Origin of the sequence: Corticimicrobacter sp. (assembly GCF_040137905.1) — a bacterium.
GTDB lineage: Bacteria > Pseudomonadota > Gammaproteobacteria > Burkholderiales > Burkholderiaceae_B > Corticimicrobacter.
The window spans coordinates 1-20,520 of record NZ_JBEFDG010000040.1 but is presented as its reverse complement, the minus strand read 5'-3'; the positions used below and the strand labels follow the sequence as shown (position 1 = coordinate 20,520).

16 protein-coding genes are annotated in these 20,520 nt (G+C 61.4%); 8 read left to right on the top strand and 8 right to left on the bottom strand.

What is annotated here, in order from left to right; translation table 11 throughout:
* Window positions 1-5: 5 nt before the first annotated feature.
* The 5 genes from ABN482_RS06560 to ABN482_RS06540 all read right to left on the bottom strand — a co-directional run bounded on the left by ABN482_RS06560 (window position 6) and on the right by ABN482_RS06540 (window position 5,082).
* Entirely contained in the window at window positions 6-686 is a 681-nt protein-coding gene (locus tag ABN482_RS06560; protein ID WP_349503262.1) for an anaerobic ribonucleoside-triphosphate reductase activating protein, read from the bottom strand.
* A 98-nt stretch (window positions 687-784) separates the two neighbouring features.
* Window positions 785-1,000: an anaerobic ribonucleoside-triphosphate reductase gene (nrdD, locus tag ABN482_RS06555; RefSeq protein WP_109061904.1), complete on the bottom strand. Its 216-nt coding sequence runs from the start codon at window positions 998-1,000 to the stop codon at window positions 785-787.
* A gap of 50 nt (window positions 1,001-1,050) precedes the next feature.
* Complete coding sequence (locus tag ABN482_RS06550; protein WP_349503261.1) at window positions 1,051-2,775, bottom strand: ribonucleoside triphosphate reductase; 1,725 nt, start codon at window positions 2,773-2,775, stop codon at window positions 1,051-1,053.
* A gap of 384 nt (window positions 2,776-3,159) precedes the next feature.
* Window positions 3,160-4,278, bottom strand: a complete 1,119-nt coding sequence (locus ABN482_RS06545) for an NADH:flavin oxidoreductase (RefSeq protein WP_349503230.1) — start codon at window positions 4,276-4,278, stop codon at window positions 3,160-3,162.
* A 15-nt stretch (window positions 4,279-4,293) separates the two neighbouring features.
* Entirely contained in the window at window positions 4,294-5,082 is a 789-nt protein-coding gene (locus tag ABN482_RS06540) for an SDR family NAD(P)-dependent oxidoreductase (protein WP_349503229.1), read from the bottom strand.
* Between the two features lie 140 nt (window positions 5,083-5,222).
* On the opposite strand from ABN482_RS06540, the gene ABN482_RS06535 reads away from it, so the two are divergent.
* A complete protein-coding gene (locus tag ABN482_RS06535) occupies window positions 5,223-5,792 on the top strand; it encodes a TetR/AcrR family transcriptional regulator (RefSeq protein WP_349503228.1) in 570 nt (189 codons plus the stop codon).
* A 79-nt stretch (window positions 5,793-5,871) separates the two neighbouring features.
* Here the strand turns inward: ABN482_RS06535 and metG are convergent, their stop codons facing one another.
* Entirely contained in the window at window positions 5,872-7,974 is a 2,103-nt protein-coding gene (gene metG, locus ABN482_RS06530) for a methionine--tRNA ligase (protein WP_349503227.1), read from the bottom strand.
* Between the two features lie 102 nt (window positions 7,975-8,076).
* Window positions 8,077-8,343 carry a hypothetical protein gene (locus ABN482_RS06525; protein ID WP_349503226.1) on the bottom strand — a complete coding sequence of 89 codons (267 nt, stop codon included), beginning with the start codon at window positions 8,341-8,343 and terminating at the stop codon, window positions 8,077-8,079.
* Between the two features lie 188 nt (window positions 8,344-8,531).
* Here ABN482_RS06525 and apbC point away from each other — a divergent pair, with 188 nt between their 5' ends.
* The 4 genes from apbC to dcd all read left to right on the top strand — a co-directional run bounded on the left by apbC (window position 8,532) and on the right by dcd (window position 15,649).
* Window positions 8,532-9,620, top strand: coding sequence for an iron-sulfur cluster carrier protein ApbC (gene apbC, locus ABN482_RS06520; RefSeq protein ID WP_349503225.1), 1,089 nt, complete (start codon window positions 8,532-8,534; stop codon window positions 9,618-9,620).
* 23 nt (window positions 9,621-9,643) lie between these two features.
* On the top strand, window positions 9,644-11,479 hold the full coding sequence (locus tag ABN482_RS06515) for an autotransporter assembly complex protein TamA (RefSeq protein ID WP_502877253.1): 1,836 nt from the start codon (window positions 9,644-9,646) through the stop codon (window positions 11,477-11,479).
* Complete coding sequence (locus ABN482_RS06510; protein WP_349503224.1) at window positions 11,476-14,976, top strand: translocation/assembly module TamB domain-containing protein; 3,501 nt, start codon at window positions 11,476-11,478, stop codon at window positions 14,974-14,976. Before ABN482_RS06515 ends, ABN482_RS06510 begins: the two co-directional genes overlap by 4 nt.
* A 106-nt stretch (window positions 14,977-15,082) precedes the next feature.
* The gene (gene dcd / locus ABN482_RS06505; RefSeq protein WP_109061896.1) at window positions 15,083-15,649 is read left to right on the top strand and encodes a dCTP deaminase; all 567 of its coding nucleotides are present in this window, start codon (window positions 15,083-15,085) and stop codon (window positions 15,647-15,649) included.
* Window positions 15,650-15,848: 199 nt separating this feature from the next.
* Here the strand turns inward: dcd and ABN482_RS06500 are convergent, their stop codons facing one another.
* Window positions 15,849-16,901 (bottom strand): cytochrome-c peroxidase, encoded by a 1,053-nt coding sequence (locus ABN482_RS06500; protein ID WP_109061895.1) that lies wholly within the window; start codon window positions 16,899-16,901, stop codon window positions 15,849-15,851.
* Between the two features lie 46 nt (window positions 16,902-16,947).
* Between ABN482_RS06500 and ABN482_RS06495 the strand changes: the two genes are divergently transcribed.
* The 3 genes from ABN482_RS06495 to ABN482_RS06485 form a co-directional block, all read left to right on the top strand.
* Window positions 16,948-17,262, top strand: coding sequence for a hypothetical protein (locus ABN482_RS06495; protein ID WP_349503223.1), 315 nt, complete (start codon window positions 16,948-16,950; stop codon window positions 17,260-17,262).
* Window positions 17,263-17,302: 40 nt separating this feature from the next.
* Window positions 17,303-19,564 (top strand): Orn/Lys/Arg family decarboxylase, encoded by a 2,262-nt coding sequence (locus ABN482_RS06490; protein WP_349503222.1) that lies wholly within the window; start codon window positions 17,303-17,305, stop codon window positions 19,562-19,564.
* Between the two features lie 54 nt (window positions 19,565-19,618).
* The coding region (locus ABN482_RS06485; protein WP_349503259.1) for a BaiN/RdsA family NAD(P)/FAD-dependent oxidoreductase at window positions 19,619-20,520 on the top strand (902 nt) is incomplete at its 3' end.

The window sequence follows — 20,520 nt, the reverse complement described above, 5'->3', positions numbered from 1 at the left end:
TTGAATCAACGCACCACGAAATCCGGAAACAGACCGGCAATTTCTGCCAGCGTATCCGATGACGGGAACGTGCCCGCATACATGGTGGCCTTGAGTGCATCGTTGTCGCAGCCGTCAGGTCGGAAGCGCTGCAGTGCGTAATGCTGTACGCCGTAGGCGGCCAGTTGCCGAGCCAGGGCCAGGATGCCGGCATCGTTGTGCAGGTCTGGATGGATCGTGGTCCGGCATTCGTAGCTGACACCACTTTGCAGCATGTGGGCCAGGCTGTCCCGCACGGGATCGCCGCTTTTGGGAATGCAGGTGATATCGGCATAATCGTCGAAGCCGGTCTTGATATCCAGGCCTATCCAGTCCAGGTATGGCAGGATTTTTCGCAGCGGGGCAGGGTACGAGCCTCCACTGTGCAAGGCAATCTTGAAACCCATGGCCTTGGCTTCGAGCACGGCTTCGGGCAGCATGGGATCCATCAGGGGTTCCCCACCACAGAATACGACCGCATCCAGCAGGCCGCGCCGCCGTTCCAGCCAGTCACGCAGATCGGGCCACGATAGCGGGCTGTGACGGGTGCGTGGCTGCAGGTGCGGGTTGTGGCAATAGTGGCAACGCCACGGGCAGCCCTGCACGAAAATCACGGCCGACAGGTGACCGGGATAGTCGGTCGCGCTGAAGGGCGTCAGCCCACCGATCTTGAGAACGCGATCAGGGCGCAGTTGCGACCGTCCGGGCCAGACGACGGGCCGCTCGGCAGTGGCAGGGGCGGTGGCGCAGGCCGGACGGTCGGAGATCATGCGTGTGCTCGTACTTGGGCGCGACCGGCCTGGCTGGGCTCGACAAAGAACTGGCGCTCGTGGAACTCGCCTTGCTTGCCGATATTGAACGACTCAACCGGGCGGTGGTAGCCCATCACGCGGGTCCAGATTTCGCAACGCTGGCGTTCTGCGTTGTCCAGCACGGGGTGGGCAGCCTGAGCCTTGACGGGGGTGTCGGTATGAGTAGACATATCGGTAGTTCCTTGAGATTTCAAAAAGTTTTGGTAAAGCGCCTGCGCAGTCAGTGCAGGTGTTCCTGTTTCTGCGCCATCAGTTCGGCATCGCACTTAGGGCAGAATTCGTGATGTCCCGACAGATAACCATGCTTGGGGCAGATCGAGAAAGTCGGGGTCACGGTGATGTAGGGCAGCCGGAAGCGGCCCAGCGCACGCTGCACCAGCGTACGGCAGGCGTCGGCCGAGGACAGTGCTTCGGTCATGTAAAGGTGCAGGACCGTGCCGCCGGTGTATTTGCGCTGCAGCTCGTCCTGGCGCTCGAGCGCCTCGAACGGATCGTCGGTGAAGCCGACAGGCAATTGCGACGAGTTGGTGTAGTAAGGCATGTCGCTGGTACCGGCCTGCAGGATCTCGGGCCAGCGCTTGCGGTCTTCCTTGGCAAAGCGGTAAGTAGTGCCTTCTGCCGGCGTGGCTTCCAGGTTGTACAGGTGGCCGGTTTCTTCCTGGAACTCGACCATGCGGGCACGCACGTGATCCAGCAGGCGCACCGCAAAGGCGTGGCCCCAGGGCGTCGTGAGGTCGTGCTCGTCGTGCGTGAAATTGCGGATCATTTCGTTGATGCCGTTTACGCCCAGTGTCGAGAAGTGATTGCGCAATGTGCCCAGATAGCGCCGGGTATAGGGAAACAGTCCATCATCCATATGCTGCTGGATGACTTCGCGCTTGATCTCCAGGCTGACCTTGCCCAGTTCCAGCAGTTCGTCGAGGCGGCTGATCAGCCCAGCTTCGTCACCGGCATGGAGGTGGCCCAGGCGGGCGCAATTGACCGTCACCACGCCCAGCGAGCCCGTCTGCTCGGCCGAACCGAACAGTCCGTTGCCCCGCTTGAGCAGCTCGCGCAGATCGAGCTGCAGGCGGCAGCACATCGAGCGGATCATGTTGGGCTCGAGTTCCGAATTGATGAAATTCTGGAAATACGGCAGGCCATAGCGTGCCGTCATTTCGAACAGGCGGTCGGCATTGGGGGTGTGCCAGTCGAAATCACGCGTGATGTTGTAGGTGGGAATGGGAAAGGTAAAGGCGCGCCCCTTGGCGTCGCCCTTCATCATGACCTCGATATAGGCCTGGTTGATCATGTCCATCTCGGCCTGCAGGTCGCCGTACTGGAAGGACATTGTTTCGCCACCGATGACCGGCACCTGTTCGCGCAGGTCTTCCGGGCAGACCCAGTCGAAGGTCAGGTTGGTAAACGGGGTCTGCGTACCCCAGCGCGAGGGAACGTTCAGGTTGTAGATCAGTTCCTGGATGCACTGCAGCACTTCGGCATACGGCAGGTTGTCCTTGCGAATGAAGGGGGCCATATAGGTGTCGAACGAACTGAACGCCTGTGCGCCGGCCCATTCATTTTGAAGCGTACCCAGGAAGTTGACGATCTGGCCGACCGCGCTCGACAGGTGCTTGGGCGGTGCGGCCTCGACCTTGCCCGGCACTCCGTTGAGGCCTTCGTGCAGCAGGGTACGCAATGACCAGCCTGCGCAGTAGCCGGCGAACACGTCCAGATCGTGGATGTGCAGATCTGCCTGTCGATGTGCCTGGCCGATGGCTTCGGGGTAGATGTGGCTCAGCCAGTAGTTGGCCACGACCTTGCCCGAGACATTCAGGATCAGTCCGCCCAGCGAGTAGCCCTGGTTGGCGTTGGCATTGATGCGCCAGTCGCGCCGGTTGAGGTATTCATTCATGGTGCTGCCGACTTCGACGGCAGGGGCGACGGCGGTATTCAATGCATTCATCGTATCTATGGGATCGTTGGCCGCAGGGTGCTTGCGCGTATGCAGCGGGAGGATGGTCGGAAGAATGGCTCCGGCAAGGAATCGGTGCGTAGTCATGCGTGCTCCATTCTATATATAGTGGTGTATTTACGGTTTTGATCTATATGTAGTGTGTGGAGCATAGTCCTTTTGGCCGGACGGATACCTTGATATTGGTTAAACAATGGGGAGAGTAGAGGAAACAGGATGTTTCTGCGGGTGCTGGATGCACAGCAGGAAATGAGGTACAGGGGGAGGCGTTGGGGAAGGGATGCCTGGCATATGTGCATATGCCAGGCTGTATCGGCCAGAGCAATCTGGCCAGAGAGGCTGTGTTGAAAGCAGCCGCCAGAGGCGGTGCGTGTGTCAGTCGAGTGTGGCCAGGTCTGTTGCCTTGAAGCCTGCCAGTTCCTGGGTGCGTTCATCCCGGACCTTGTTGACCCAGTCGGCGTCGGAAATCAATACGCGGCCGATGGCAATCAGGTCAAATTCGCCTTGCTCGATACGCGCAGCCAGGTTGCCCTGCAGTGTGGTGGCATGGGAGCCCTGACCACCAAAGGCGCTGAAGAAATCATCGGACAGCCCGACCGAACCTACGCTGATGGTCGCCGCGCCAGTGAGCTTCTTGGCCCAGCCGGCAAAGTTCAGGCCCTGCTCGCCATCCAGTTCAGGGAATTCCGGTTCCCAGAAGCGCCGTTGCGAGCAGTGCAGGATATCGACACCCGCCTCTACCAGCGGCAGCAGCCAGGCGGTCATCTCATCGGGCGAGCAGGCATTGCGGGCGGCGTAATCCTGCTGCTTCCATTGGCTGACGCGCAGGGCGATAGGAAAGGCCGGCCCGACTGCCTGGCGTACCGCACGTATGGCACTGGCAGCAAAGCGTGATCTCTCGGCAATCGTGGCACCGCCGAACGCATCATGCCGCAGGTTGGTGCCTTGCCAGAAGAACTGGTCGATCAGGTAGCCGTGGGCACCATGCAATTCGACGAGATCGAAACCCAGTTTTCGTGCGCTGGCGGCTGCACTGGCGAAAGCTGCCACAGTGTCGGCAATGTTTTCTTCCGTCATCGCGATGCCGCGTGGATCGTTGGGGCCGACCAGTCCCGAAGGGCTTTCAACCGGGGACTCGGGTACCCAGTTGGTACCCATGCTGCGGGTGGATCCGGTATGCCATAGTTGCGGGCCAATGCGGCCGCCGGCTGCATGTACCGCCTGGGCGACATTTTCCCAGCCGGCCAGGGCCGCCGAACCATGGAAAAAGGGGATGCCCGGATCGTTGCGTGATGCCGGACGATCAATGACGGTGCCTTCGGTCAGGATCAGGCCGACGCCGCCTGCTGCGCGACGACGGTAATACTCAGCCTGTTTTGCTGCCGGTATGCCGTCCTGCGCCATGGCTCGCGTCATGGGGGCCATCACGAAACGGTTGGGCAGGGTAAGTCCGTTGACGGTGAACGGACTGAAAAGGATTTCGTTGGACATCATGTTTCCTTGCTGTGTTCAGGAGGCGCTGCGATAACGTTGTGCGGCATGGCTTTGATCGAGATCGCCCAGCAGAGCCAGGCGTGCGGTGTCCAGGGCGTCCCAGTGCGCGGCATCCTGGAGCGGTGGAATGGTGACTGGCTCGTGGCGGTCGAAACCGACCAGCGCCGCATCGACCAGTTCTTCGACTTCCATGATGTCGGTCACGGTATCGATATCGATGCCGGCCTTGTCCCAGATATCCGTCCGCGTGGCGGCAGGCAGCACGGCCTGTATCTGGACGCCCTTGGGCCCCAGTTCCTGCTGCAGGCCTTGTGACAGCAACAGTACGTAGGCCTTGGTGGCGCCATAGAGCGTCATGCCGAATTCCGGTGCCAGGCCGACAACCGAGCCGATATTGATGATGGCACCGGTTCCTGCCTCGGCCAGCCGAGGCGCGATGGCCGCCGACAGACGTGTGAGTGCCGTGATGTTGAGGCCGATGAGCCTGTCGATGCCTGCGGTGTCCTGCTGCAGGAAGTCACCCGCTTGTGGCAGGCCGGCGTTGTTGACGAGGATGCCAATGCGACGATCCGAACGGAGCCGGTCTTCTACGGTCGCCAGTTCGCGGGGAACGGTCAGATCGGCCGGCAGGACGTCGACGGCAACGCGGTGTGACTGGGCAAGCGCCGTGGCCAGCGTCTGCAGTCGTGCCTGGTCACGGGCGACCAGGACGAGATCGTGTCCCCGGCTCGCAAAGCGCTTGGCATAAGTGGCCCCGATACCGCTGGATGCACCGGTGATCAGGACGGAGGGCAATGTAGTCATGAGATTCCTTGTGATGACATGGCAAGCTGCAGCTTGCCATGTGTGGCTGCGTTGAGATGACGTACGATATAATGATGATGGGCATCATAATAGATGTCAAGATTTTTGATTATGAATAAAATCATTAAAGGGGCTGAAGCATGAAAGTCAGCAAGGCGCAGGCACAGGAAAATCGGCAACGAGTCGTCGAGGCAGCGTCCCTGCTGTTCCGCGAGCGAGGCTACGACGGTGTGGGGGTGGTCGAGCTGATGGCGGCTGCCGGGCTGACCCACGGTGGTTTCTACAAACAGTTCTCTTCCAAGGCTGCATTGATGGCCGAGTCTGCTGCCTGTGGCTTTTCGCAGTCGGTCAGGCAACTGGAGGGTGTCGATATAGCCCAGTTTGTCGAAAACTATCTCTCCAGGGCGCACCGGGACGTGCGAGGTCCTGGCTGCACGATTGCAGGGCTGGGGGGCGATGCTGCGCGGCAGGACGATGACATCAAGCGTGAGTTCGGCAATGGTATAGAAGCCCTGGTGCAGGCGCTCGGGGATATGCTGGCAGGGCAGGGAGCTCCTCATGACCGCGCTCGGATACTGGCGTTGATAGCGCAGGTTGTGGGGGCATTGGTTCTGTCGCGAGCGTGTCCGGATACGTCTGCGTTGTCAGAGGAAATCCTGGTTGCCTGCCGCCAGCAGGTGATGACGCAGATGCAGAACACTCAGGCATAAGAAAACGCCCCTGGAATTCTCCAGAGGCGTTGTGCCTGAGCATGTGAAGGCGAGCCGGTGAATCCGGCCTGCGGTGTCGTCAGCCGATACGCATACCGGGCTGTGCGCCGGGCCAGGGTTCCAGCACATACAGGCCGGGTTCCTGCTTGCGGTCTGCGTGAGATGCCGACAGCACCATGCCTTCCGAAACGCCGAAGCGCATCTTGCGCGGAGCCAGGTTGGCCACGACCACGGTCAGCTTGCCGGCGAGATCTTCAGGCTTGTAGGCCGACTTGATACCGGAGAAGATATTGCGCAGGCGGCCTTCGCCCAGGTCCAGCGTGAGCTGCAGCAGCTTGTCGGAGCCTTCCACTTCCTTGCACTCGACGATGCGGGCAATGCGCATGTCGACCTTGGCAAAGTCGTCGATGGTGATGTCTGGCCCGATGGCGGCACCTCCGGGCAGGGTGGCCTGCGCTTCCTGTGCCGGTGCACCGATGGCGGTATTGCCGGACGGCATCTCGAAAAGCTGGTCAAGTTGCTTGGGATCGACACGCTGCATCAGGTGCTTGAAGGGGCTGATCCGGTTCGGTAACTGGCCGGCATCCTGCCAGGCAAAGCCTTCTGACAGGCCGAACAGTTCGCGTGCCACCCGGTCGCCCAGTGCGGGCAGAATCGGCGTAAGCATGACCGACAGGGCCTTGAAGCCCGCCAGGGCGCGCGAGCAGACATCCTGCAACTGGTTGCGGGTGGCCTCGTCGGCATCGGCCCAGCCTTTTGCCAGGACCCAGGGCTGCGCCGTGTCGAAGGCCTGGTTGATCTGGTCGGCATGCGCCATGATGTCGCGTATGGCGCGGCCATACTCGCGTGCCTCGAGCAGGTCGCGGATCTGGTCGGCGGCCTGCTGCCAGTGCGCGGCCAGCGCGGCCGTATCGCCATGCACCCGGACTTCGCCGTCGAAGTGCTTGCTGATGAAGTTGGCGGCACGGCTGGCAATGTTGACGTACTTGCCTACCAGGTCGCTGTTGACGCGGGCCACGAAGTCATCGGGATTGAAATCGATGTCTTCGACGCGGCTGTTGAGCTTGGCGGCGATGTAATAGCGCAGCCATTCGGCATTCATGCCGATCTCGAGATAGCGCAGCGGCGAAATGCCGGTGCCGCGGCTCTTGGACATTTTTTCGCCGCTGACGGTGATGAAACCGTGTACGTTGAGCGCGTCCGGTACTTTGCGGCCGGAGAACTTGAGCATGGCGGGCCAGAACAGGGCGTGGAAGTAAACGATGTCCTTGCCGATGAAATGTACCTGCTCGGTCGGGCTGTCCGGTGCCAGCAGGGCATCGAAATCCAGGCCGGCCTTGTTGCAATAGGCCTTGAGCGAGGCCAGGTAGCCGACGGGGGCATCCAGCCAGACGTAGAAATACTTGCCCGGCGCATCGGGAATCTCGATGCCGAAATAGGGCGCATCACGCGAAATGTCCCAGTCGGCCATGGAGGCATCCGAGGCATCGCCGCTGCCCAGCCATTCGCGTGTCTTGGCCAGGACTTCGGCCTGCAGGCGCTTGTTGCCCTGGCGGTTGTCGCCGCGGGTCCAGTCCTGCAGGAATTCGACGCAACGCGGGTCCGACAGCTTGAAGAAGAAGTGCTCGGACTGGCGCAGCACCGGCGTGGCGCGGGTGATGGTGGAATAGGGGTTGATCAGCTCGGTCGGGTTGTAGACCGTGCTGCATTGCTCGCAGGCGTCGCCGTACTGGTCTTGGGCATGGCAGTGAGGGCACTCGCCCTTGATGTAGCGATCGGGCAGGAACATGCCCTTGATCGGATCATAGAACTGTTCGATGGTGCGGCTCTCGATGAAGCCGGCTGCCTTGAGTGCCTGGTAGATGCTGCCCGACAGCTCGACATTCTCGGGCGAGTGGGTCGTGTGCCAGTGGTCGAACCTGATGTGAAAGCCGTTGAGGTACATCGGTCGTTCGGCCGCATAGCGGGCGACCAGCGCCTCGGGGGTGATGCCCTCGGCCTCTGCCTTGAGCATGATGGGCGCGCCATGGACATCGTCGGCACCGACGAAATGTACGGTATGTCCCGCCATCCGCATGCTGCGAACCCAGATATCGGCCTGGATGTATTCCATGATGTGGCCGATATGGAATGAACCGTTGGCATAGGGCAGTGCGGTGGTGACGAACAGTGTGCGCGACATGGATCTGCTGAAGGAAAAATGACGGAGGGTGAATCCGTCATTTTAGGATGGATGCCGGGTTTTGTCCCGGCGCGATCCGGGGCGAGCTGCCCGCTGCGGCCTTCAGCGTACTTCGCGGACCTCGACGTCGATGGCGTCCTGGTTGCTGAAATGCTGCTTGCCATACTGGAATGGCTTGGCGCGCGCGGCCTGACGGCGGGCCCAGTAGGTACGGATGCCGAATGGCTGACCACGCAGGCGCGCCACGATGTAGAGCACGCCGACGGCAATGGCCGTGGAAACCATGAAGATCAGGGCCATGCCCATGCCGACCAGGGCCAGGATGGCCAGCACGGTGAGACGGAGAAAACGGCTGATTGTGTCTTTCATAGAATGATTGAGTTCCGTAGGGGAGAAAAGTTCCCGATGATCCGGCTGAAGGCAGGTGACGGAGTGTGTGTATTACTGCGATGAAGCGGCTTATCCGCTATCCTTGTCGCCTGATGCATGAAAGGAATATGCATGTTTTCTGGCAGCATACATTGCCATGCCGCCATACTGCAAACGATGGAAACGAAATGACAGCAACACTCGAACAGATCCGCGCCGTGCTGGATCACATCGTCGATGACGCCACCGGGGTCACGCTTGGTCAGGCGGTTCGCGATCGCGACATCGATCTGGGCGGCAGCGTGCCCGCCATCCGTGCCGAAGTTGGCTATCCCCTGCCGGAAGAGCGCCGTGGCGCGTTGCTTGGCCAGGCGCTGGCCGCATTCAGCGAAGCAGGTCTTGGCGAGATCGCGCTCGACCTGCAGTGGAAAGTACAGTCGCATGCTGTGCAGCGCACGCTCAAACCGGTGCCGGGCATACGCAATATCATTGCGGTTTCATCCGGCAAGGGCGGGGTGGGCAAGAGCACCACGGCCGTCAATCTGGCATTGGCGCTGGCCCGTGATGGTGCCCGCGTCGGAATGCTCGATGCCGACGTCTACGGCCCCAGCCTGCCCACCATGACCGGTGCGACCGGCCGTCCGCCCAGCCATGATGGCAAGACCATGGAGCCGCTCGAGGCACACGGCATCAAGGTCAATTCGATCGGCTTCCTGATGGGAGACGATGCGCCGGCGATCTGGCGTGGTCCGATGGCTACCCAGGCGCTCGAGCAACTGCTCAAGCTGACCAATTGGGGTGAACTGGATTACCTGATCGTCGATATGCCGCCGGGTACGGGCGATATCGCCCTGACCCTGTCCCAGAAAGTGCCGGTGGTGGGGGCGGTGATCGTCACCACACCGCAGGACATCGCCTTGATGGACGCGCGGCGGGGCTTGATGATGTTTAACAAAGTGGATGTGCCGATTTTGGGTATCGTAGAGAATATGGCCGTGCATGTCTGTTCCAATTGCGGTCATGCAGAACATATTTTCGGAGAAGGAGGCGGTCAGCGCATGGCGCAGCAGTACGACACCCCCTGGCTGGGCAGCCTGCCGCTGTCCATGCCGATACGTGTCCAGGCTGACAGCGGCAGGCCGACCGTGGTGGCCGATCCGGGCAGCACCGAGGCACAGGCCTACCAGCAGATTGCCCGTCGCGTGGAGGGCCGTGTGGCCGTGCTGCCGCGTGACATGAGCGCCCGCTTCCCCTCCGTCGTGGTCGAATCTATCTGAGGCGCGTGGAAAATGAGGACTGGATGCGTATAGCGTCGGGATATTCAGGCTGCTGGCTCTGGCTGGCAGCGACCGGGCTTTGCCTGGCATCGCCGCCTTCGACGGCAGCCGAGCAAGAGGCATCCAGGCCCGAATCGATCCGGCCAGAGGTCACGATCGATCCGGGCGGCGTAGGGCCCGAGGTGCTGCAGGCCATCATGGGGTCCGTCGATGTGATCGTCCGGCTGGCCGAGGACATGGATGGTGGCGAGTCGACCCGGTTGCGGCGCCGGGCATACGAGGCCGCACTGTCGGCCCTGGCGACGCAAGGTTATTTCGAACCGGTCGTCACGCTGGAGGTTGGTACCGATTTCGCCGGCGAGACCTGGGATTTCGTGATCGAACCTGGCAAGCGCGCCGTGGTGCGCAAGATCGACCTCGAGTTCACCGGCGCGGCTTCACGGCCCGAGTTCGCAGCGCGGCGCGAGACATGGCGTCAGGGCTGGCTGTTGCCTGTCGGCGATGTTTTCATCAACAAGGAATGGAGCCAGGCCAAGGCCGATCTGCTGAATCAGGTTGGCGAGCAGGATTTTTTTCTGGCTCGCCTGGCGCATTCCCAGGCCCGGGTTGATCCCGAGGCCGGTGCGGTGGACGTGTCCGTCACCATTGACAGTGGTCCCCGTGTGTTGCTGGGCGAACTCAAGGTCGAAGGGCTGCGCCGCACGCCCGAGGAACTGATCGATTACTACGTGCGCTACAAACCAGGCCAGCCCTACGAGCGGGACCAGTTCGTGACCTGGCAGCAACAGTTGCAGAGCACCAATTTTTTTCGTGGTGCCTTTGTCTATCCCGAGCAACCGACGGCAGCGGATGATGTCGTGGTCAAGTCCGATGGCGATCTGACGCTGCCTGTCCAGGTCCAGGTCACAGAGGCGGCGGCCCGGCGCTACGCATTTTCCCTGGGCCTGGATAGTGACGTGGGGGTCCGGGCCGAGGCACAGTATCGCCAGAATATCGTGTTCGGCCTGCCGCTGACGATGGAAACCGGCATCGGGCTGGACCGCAAGCGCCAGCGCGCCTACCTGGATTTCTACTTGCCGCCCGATGCCAATGGCTACAAGGACAGCATAGGTTTACTGGCCGACCGTTCTGATATCAACGGCCTGGATGTCACGCGGCTGGCGCTGGGGGCAACCCGGTTCATCGGCTGGCGCTCCGAAACCAATCGTCGCGTCGACTACGAGGCGCGTTATGGCGCGCTACTCGCACACGATCGGGTGCGCCTGGAGAATGGCGAGCCCTATAGCCTGCCGTCGGCCTCGCTGACTGCAGAATGGCTGCGGCGTGACGTCAACGACAAATACGATCCGCGCGACGGCAACCTGATCGTGCTGGGCACGGGAGGCGGCATGACGCTCGACGATGGCAAGCCTTACCTGCGCGGCAGCCTGCGCGTGCAGACATGGTGGCCGCTCAGCAAGCGCGATATCCTGAGCCTGCATGCCGAGGTGGGCAAAGTCTGGGCCAACGACCGTGTCCAGGTGCCCGACGATTTCGGATACCGCACCGGCGGTGCCCGCAGCATTCGTGGCTACAAGTACCGCAGCATCGGCGAACATCGCGACGGCGCGGTCATCGGGGCGCGAACGCTGGCGCTGGCGGGGATCGAGTACACCCACTACTTCAACGATACGGTCGGCATGGCAGTGTTCGTCGATGCTGGTGATGCTGCCGCATCATTCAAGGACATGAAGGTATTTACTGGCTATGGTGCCGGCGCACGCGTACGCACGCCGGCTGGGCCGCTTGAACTGGACCTGGCCTGGGGACAGCGAGATCACCGCCTGCGTCTGCACTTTTCCTTGGGGATCGCATTTTGAGATCACTCAAATACCTGCTGCGGCTGCTGGTCTACTGGTGGCTGCCGGCGCTGGCGATGCTGCTGACCATTGCGGTCGGTTTCGTGGTCTGGGCGCTGGGCTCGCAGCCGGGTACCCGCTTCCTTCTGCAGACTGTCAGCAGTCAGTTCGGGGGGGAGGTGCGTGAGGTGCGCGGCTCCGTACTGGGTGGACTGACCATCGGGCATTTTTCGCTGAACGATCCGGCATTCGAGGTGTTGCTGGAAAACGCACGGCTCGATGTCAACTGGCTGGCGCTGGGCTCGAAGCGCCTGCAGGTCCGGGAGCTCTCCGCTGGCCAGGTTCGGGTGGCATTGCACAGCAGCAAGGAGGATTCTGCTCCTGAGCCGGATGACGAGGCACCGTTTGCCATGCCGGCGTTGCCGGTTTCCATTGCGCTCGACAAGCTGGCCGTCGGGCGTTTCGAACTCCTGCAGGATGGTGAGGCGCTGCCGGTTGGTGTAAGCGATGTCGAAGCGGCACTATTCCTGGGCGCGGCACAGGCGCAACTGGTACTGACGCAGGGGCGGGTGAACCATGAACAGGCGGAGGTCGACCTGAGCGCCGACCTGCGCCTGAGTGGCCTGCAGGATCCCTGGCCGCTCAATGGCTGGATCCAGGCCAAGGCCAGGGGGCCGACCGCAGAATCCGTTCTGTGCGTGCCCGCGCGCGTGCAGCGGCAGGATGCGGCAACTGCCTGCGTACTGGATCTGACAGTGGCAATGGAAGGATCGCTCGACGCCATGACCACGACGCTGGCCGGCAGCGGTGCAGGGTTGTCGCTGCGTGCGCAGGCCGATCTGTTGCCGCGTGCCCCCTTTCCGGTGCGCATGGCCGATATCGTGCTCGATATTGCCCAGGGTGGCAGCATCGAGGGCAAACTGGATTGGTCGGGTGAGGGGGGGGGCCAGACGCCCGACTGGCGGGCCTGGAAAAGCAATCTGAAGATTCGTGGCCTCGACCTGTCGCGCTGGCTGCCTGCGGATGTGCCGCAGGCGGTCATCTCGACCGATCTGGATATCGATGGACGGCTCGACGAGCAGGGGCGTCCGCTCGATGTCGGACTGGATATGCGGATGGGGCCTGGCGCGCTCTGGAACCGGCAGGCGGTGTCCGGCAGCCTGGCGCTGCGGGCCGATATGGCCGGGCCAGACTGGACGACATGGCGACTGCCTTCGTTCCGGTCGGATCTCAAGGTGGGGGATGCCGGCCTGCGCGGCAACGGTGCCTGGGGGCAGGCCGGCGACAAGCTCATGCTGGAGCTGGCGGTGCCTGCGTTCGGTACGCTGTGGCCGGACCTCGAGGGGAGGGCCGACCTGAAGGCCGAGATCGATGGAACATTGCAGGCACATCGCTTGCGACTGGAGGGCCACTATGCTCCCCGCGATGTCCTGCCGGGTGTGGTGGGCCAGGGCCCGGTCTCGGCCAGGCTCAATGCTTCTGGTGCATGGTCGGTATCCACGCAGGGCTGGCGGGGTCAGTTGTCGCAGTTACAGGCCGAACATGCAGGATTTTCTCTGGCACTGCAACAGGCGCTGCCGCTGTCGCTGGACATGCCGCCTGGACAGCCATTGCAGTGGCGTGCAGGGAAAACGACATTGCTGGTGGGTTTGCCCGATGATCAGCAAGTGGCGATCGATCATGATTTGAGTGCAGGGGCCGGCGAACGCGTCCAGAGCAAGGGCAGTATTCCGGACCTGGTGCTCAGCAGCGGCCTGGTGGACAAGTTCAAGGCGGCTTTCCAGCAGGCAGACAGTGCCACGGCTGATGCGCGTGGCGGTGTGGTCGTGCTCAATGAACGCCGCTCCGAACAGCGCGTCAACCTTTCTGCAGAATGGGATTTGGCTGTGGCCCGGCATCTGACCGGTACGGTCAGCATCGAGCGACGTGGCGGCGATATTCTGATTCCGGGAGAACCCCAGGTGGCATTGGGACTCGACAAGCTGCGCATCGAGGCGCGTGCGCGTGCGGCGGGTGCGCGGGGCAGCCAGGTCGATATCGGCCTGGAATTGCAGAGCCAGCGCGTGGGCAGTGCCAGCGGCGAAGGCTCGCTGCTGCTGGTCAGGCCGGCTGCTGGTGGCTGGGCGCTGAGCCCGACTGTGCCTGTCCGTGGTACCTTGCGCGCCGACCTGGCTGACCTGTCATGGCTGGCGCTGCTGACCGGTGATTCCCTGGAGGTGGGAGGGAGCCTGCATGCTGATGTGCAGGCCGAGGGGCTGCCCGGCAAGGACTGGGATATCCGCGGCCGCGTGACTGGCGAAAAACTTCGGGTCGTGCGCGTCGATGATGGTATCCGGCTGGTCGATGGCAGGCTTGCAGCACGTTTCGACGGCGACCGGCTATTGCTCGATGAACTGTACTTTCCGGCTTCTGTCCGGGTCGAGGCAACCGAATGGCGTACCCGCGAATGGATCGCCAAGGAGTCCGATGTCAAGAATGGCTATGTCAAGGCAACGGGCGACTGGAACCTGATGGCCTCGGCGGGCAGGATCCGTGTCGAGATGCACCATTTCCCTGCGATGCAGCGTACGGACCGCTATGCCATGCTGTCGGGGGCGGTCGAGATCGATGCAGCGCTGCCCAAGGTCAGTATTACGGGTTCACTCACGGCCGACGCCGGGTGGTTCGGCCTCGATATGCTCAGCAGCGTACCGCGTGTCGATGATGATGTGATCGTTGTGCGCAGTATGGATCAGCACGTGGCGCAGTCATCTGCGCTGGACCTGTCCATGCAACTCAAGATCGATCTGGGGCCGCGTTTCTATATCGTGGGGCTGGGGATCGATGCCGGACTGGTCGGTTCGCTGGAGATCACGCTCAGGGATGGACGCCTGACAGGCATGGGTACCTTGCGCACTCGGGCTGGTCGGATCGAGGCCTATGGCCAGCGGTTACGCCTGCAGAAAGGTATCCTGACTTTCCAGGGCAGCCTGGAAAATCCGCTGCTCGATATCGAGGCCTTGCGCAACGAGGGGCAGGTCCGGGCGGGTGTGCGCGTCGTTGGTACGGCGCAGCGGCCGCGCATCGACCTGATTTCATATCCTGAAGTCTCCGATGTCGAAAAACTGTCCTGGCTGCTGCTGGGGCGCGGACCGGACGAGGGAGGAGGAGATACGTCGATGCTGCTGTCACTGGGCGCGTCGCTGATCGGTGGCAATGGCGAGCCGTTCTATCGCCGTTTCGGCCTGGATGATGTCGGTATCCGCAGCGGTTCTGTGGGCTCGTCCGGCAGCCTGCTGCCGGATGTGACGGTAGCGGGCAGCGTGAACCGTACCGGGGATGATGACCTGTCCTCGCAGTTCATCTATGCCAGCAAGACCTTTGCCGATGGCATCACGGTGGGCATCGAGCAGGCATTGTCCGGCTCCGAAACCGTGGGTCGCATCGGCTACCGGCTGGCGCAGGGACTGTCCCTCGACTTGAAGACCGGCACGGTTAATGGGCTGGAGTTGATCTATCGACTGATCCTGCCGGATTGATCCTGCGCATGCTCATGGCAAAGATGCGGCGCGCATGTCAACACATCGCGCCGCGGCTATGCCATACTTGCGCCTTGTATAAAACTCGCCGGTTTTCAGGGCCCCTATGAGCATTAAAAGTGATCGCTGGATTCGCCAGGCTTCGGCCGCAGGCATGATTGAACCCTTCGAACCCGGACAGGTCAGGATTGATGCCCGGGGCGAGCGCATCGTCAGCTTCGGTACCAGCAGCTATGGCTACGACGTGCGTTGCGCCGACGAGTTCAAGATTTTCACCAACATCAATTCCACGATCGTGGATCCCAAGAATTTCGACGAAAAATCATTCGTCGATTTCAAGGGTGATGTCTGCATCATCCCGCCCAATTCCTTTGCGCTGGCCTATACGGTCGAGTACTTCCGCATCCCCCGCAACGTGCTGACGGTCTGCCTGGGCAAGAGTACCTATGCTCGTTGCGGCATCATCGTCAACGTCACGCCGCTGGAACCGGAGTGGGAAGGCCACGTCACACTGGAGTTCTCCAACACCACGCCGTTGCCGGCCAAGATCTATGCGGGCGAAGGCTGTGCCCAGATGCTGTTCTTCGAGGGCGACGAAGCCTGCGAGACTTCCTACAAGGATCGCGGCGGCAAGTACCAGGGGCAGCGTGGCGTAACACTGCCACGTACCTGACGCTGTGGACCCTGGAGGAGCGGGACCGGACCCGCTTGAACTGACAAGGCGCTACCCTGTGCGGGGGCGCTTTTTGCCTTGGGGCGACCCGACACGCAAAAAGCCCGTTTGCCAAAGGCAAAACGGGCTGCGGTGTCGTGCCGTCCGGTTGCCCGTGCGCGGGCAACCGGGGCAGGGGCGGGAGCGCCCCTGCGTGCCATTACATCGGCTTGGGCAGCGGCGTATCCCTGGTGCTGGGCGGCAGGATCGGGTATTCGACCTTGGGTTGCTCGCCGGTCAGCGTCTTCAGGAAGGCCGTGATGGCCTTGACTTCACCGTCGTTCAGGTCATGGCCGAGCTGGCTGGTGCCCATGATGGCAACAGCCTGCTCCAGATCCCAGACCTGCCCACTGTGGAAGTAGGGGGCGGTCAGGGCAATGTTGCGCAATGGGCCGGCGCGGAAGACGTACTCGTCCACGGCGGTTTCCGTCACGGCAAAGCGGCCCTTGTCGCCTTCGGGCAGGATGTTGGCACCCGGCTTTTCGATCACGCCGAACGGGAAGTAGCCCTGCCCACCGACGTTCTGGCCGGCATGGCAGGCCACGCAACCCTTGTTGATGAACAGGTCCAGGCCCTGCAACTCTTGCTGCTCAAGCGCCGACTGGCCGGCCAGGAACTGGTCGAAGCGCGAGTTGGGGGTGACCAGGGTCTTTTCGAACGCTTCGATGGCGTAGGCCATGTTGTCGAAGGTGACGGGGTCCTTTTCGCCGGGGAAGGCCTTCTGGAAGAATTCCACATACTCGGGAATGCTCTTGAGGGTCGTCACGACGTGTTCGGGTGTACTGTTCATCTCGACGCTGGCCTGAACCGGACCCTTGGCCTGGGCGGCCAGGTCGGCGGCACGACCGTCCCAGAACTGGGCGGCGTTGAATACGGCGTTCAGCACGGTCGGCGAATTGCGCGGACCGGCTTGCCAGCCGTGGCCGATCGAGGTCGGGATGTTGTCTGCGCCACCGGTACCAACGCTGTGGCAGGTATTGCAGGTAATGATGTGGCTGGCCGACAGGCGAGGTTCGAAAAACAGCCAGCGACCCAGTTCGATCTTGTCGTTGCTGATATTCTGCTCTGTGATGATCTGCTCCGCCGTCGGGATGGGCTGGAACAGATTCTGTGCAGTGGCACGCAGGTCTTTTTCGACGACCTGTTGATCGGCCATGGCCGGATTGGCGGCCAGGAATGCACAGGATATGGCAAGAGCGAGTCGGTTATACATAACGCTTCTCCATGGTTGAACAACCTTCTTCAGGCCTCATATAACCATGTTGGCAGTGCAGGAATCTTTGCGTTACATCAAAGGTTCGGATATTGCAGAAAATCGTGTGCCGGTAATTTTCAGGATTATTCCGCATGAAAATCATTCACGACTTTCGGAAAAGCATGCCGATATGCGACATATTGTCATCGGTATGGATTTACAATTCCGCCAAATCAAGCGCTGGTGCGGCTTTCAGCGGTTTGGTCGGGATTTTTTCAGGTATTTGTTTTTATCTATTGGGTATATTCCAAAATGCTATCGTGCGATAATCTGGGTATATATCCTGGGTATTTTATTTTTCTATCACCTCAATTCATGAATGCTATTCCGATGAATAATGTCGCCAAGGAGCACCAGGCATGAAATTCCGTTTTCCTATCGTTATTATTGACGAAGACTATCGCTCGGAAAATGCTTCCGGCCTGGGTATCCGTGCACTGGCCGCAGCCATCGAGGCCGAAGGCGTCGATGTGGTCGGGGTGACCAGCTATGGCGACCTGAGTTCGTTCGCGCAGCAGCAGAGCCGCGCCAGTGCCTTCATCCTGTCGATCGATGACGAGGAGTTCGATGTCGACTCTCCCGAGGATGTGGCGCATGCGATTCGTAACCTGCGTACCTTCATCGGTGAACTGCGTTTTCGTAATGCCGACATTCCGATCTATCTGTACGGTGAAACGCGCACCTCCGAGCATATCCCCAACGATATCCTGCGCGAGTTGCATGGTTTCATCCACATGTTCGAGGACACGCCCGAATTCGTGGCCCGGCACATCATCCGCGAGGCCAAAAGCTATCTGGACGGGTTGGCACCGCCTTTCTTCCGCGAACTGGTGCAGTATGCGCAGGAAGGTTCCTATTCCTGGCACTGCCCCGGCCACTCGGGCGGCGTGGCATTCCTGAAGAGCCCGGTGGGGCAGATGTTCCACCAGTTCTTCGGCGAAAACATGTTGCGTGCCGACGTCTGCAATGCCGTGGACGAGCTGGGCCAACTGCTGGACCATACGGGTCCGATTGCCGAGTCCGAACTCAATGCCGCCCGCATCTTCCATGCCGACCATTGCTTTTTCGTGACCAACGGTACGTCTACCTCCAACAAGATTGTCTGGCATGCCAACGTGGCACCGGGCGATGTGGTGGTGGTGGACCGCAACTGCCACAAGTCGATCCTGCATGCGATTACCATGACAGGCGCGATTCCGGTATTCCTGCGTCCGACCCGCAATCACCTGGGGATCATCGGGCCGATTCCGCTCGAAGAGTTCGACCCGGAAAGCATCCGTCGCAAGATCGAGGCCCACCCGTTTGCGCGCAATGCGGTGAACAAGCGGCCGCGCATCCTGACGCTCACGCAAAGCACCTACGATGGCGTGATCTACAACGTCGAGATGATCAAGGAACGTCTGGGCGATGCCATCGATACGTTGCACTTTGACGAGGCCTGGCTGCCGCATGCGTCCTTCCATCCTTATTACAAGGATATGCATGCCATCGGGTCGGATCGCCCGCGCAGCAAGAATGCCATGGTGTTTGCCACGCACTCCACCCACAAGCTGCTGGCCGGAATTTCGCAGGCATCGCAGATCGTCGTGCAGGAACCCGAGGCGCGCAAGCTGGATCGCAACATCTTCAACGAAGCCTACCTGATGCATTCGTCCACTTCGCCGCAGTACGCGATCATTGCGTCCTGCGACGTGGCTGCCGCCATGATGGAGCCGCCGGGTGGCACGGCACTGGTCGAGGAAAGCATCCGCGAGGCCATGGATTTTCGCCGTGCCATGCGCAAGGTGGCGCTGGAGCTTGGACACCATGACTGGTGGTTCAAGGTATGGGGGCCGGAGGGGCTGGCACCGGAGGGCATCGGCAAGCGTGAGGACTGGGTGCTGCAGAATCGCGGCAACTGGCATGGCTTTGGCGAGATCGCGCCCGGATTCAACATGCTGGATCCGATCAAGGCCACCATTGTCACGCCCGGGCTGGATGTGTCCGGCAGTTTCGGTGAAACAGGCATTCCGGCCGCCCTGGTGTCGCGTTACCTGACCGAGCACGGTATTGTGGTTGAGAAGACCGGCCTGTATTCGTTCTTCATCCTCTTTACCATTGGCATCACCAAAGGCCGCTGGAACACATTGCTGGCATCGCTGCAGCAGTTCAAGGACGACTACGACCGCAATCAGCCGCTGTGGCGTATCCTGCCCGAATTCTGCCGTGCGCACCGCCAGTACGAGCGCATGGGCCTGCGCGACCTATGCCAGCAGATCCATGAGGCCTACCGTGAGTTCGACGTGGCACGGCTGACCACCGAAATGTACCTGAGTGAAATGGAGCCGGCGCTGATTCCATCCGAGGCCTTTGCCCGCATTGCCCATCGTCGCATCGAGCGCGTGCCGGTCGAGGTGCTGGAGGGGCGCGTGACGGCTGTACTGCTGACCCCGTACCCGCCGGGCATCCCGCTGCTGATTCCGGGCGAGCGCTTCAATCGGTCCATCGTCGATTACCTGCGCTTTGCCCAGGGGTTCAATGCCCGTTTCCCCGGTTTCGAGACCGATATGCATGGCTTGGCGACCGAGCGCCAGGACAATGGCGAATTGCGTCACTACGTCGATTGCCTGATCGAGGATTGAGCGGCGGTGCGCACTGACCTTGATGTCATCATCATCGGTGCCGGCGCGGCCGGCATGATGTGCGCCGCCGTGGCGGGGCAGCGTGGTCGTCGCGTGATGCTGGTCGACCACGCCGAGCGGCTGGCCGAAAAGATCCGCATCTCGGGAGGCGGGCGCTGCAACTTCACCAACCGCCGTGTCGGGCCCGAGAATTTCGTCTCCGATAATCCCGACTTCTGTCGTTCGGCGCTGGCGGGCTATGGCCCGGATGATTTCATCAAGCGGGTCGATGCGCATGGTATCGCCTGGCATGAGAAGCATCGTGGGCAGCTTTTCTGCGATAACAGCAGCGAAGACATTATCGATTTGCTCTGTCGCGAGTGTGAACATGGGAAAGTAAGCTGGCGCATGCCTGCACGGGTGCAGTCGCTGGAAAAAGGCGACCTGTTCACGGTGCATACGACGCAGGGCATCCTGAAGGCTCCCCGACTCGTGATTGCCACGGGCGGCATGGCCATCCCGCAACTGGGCGCGACCGACTTCGGCCTGGGCGTGGCGCGTCAGTTCGGCCTCAAGGTGATCGAACCTCGTCCTGCACTGGTTCCCCTGGTTTTCGATCAGGCGCAATGGCAGCCGTTTGCCTCTCTGGCCGGATTATCGCTGCAGGCTGAACTGAGTACCGGCCAGGGCCGCCAGGCCGGCACGTTCGTCGAAGACCTGCTGTTTACCCATCGGGGGCTGTCCGGGCCGGCCATCCTGCAGATTTCCAATTACTGGCAGCCTGGGCAACCCATCGATGTCGATCTGATGCCGGGTGTCGATCTCGAGACCTGGTTGCTTGATGCCAAAAAAGCCCCCCACGCTGGTCGCTGTGCGCCGGCGCTGCCCCCCAAGGGGGTGCCTTTTGCCTTGGGACGGCCCGGCGACAAAAAAGGCGGTCGGCAGTCGCTGGTCAATGCCCTGACGACACATTGGCC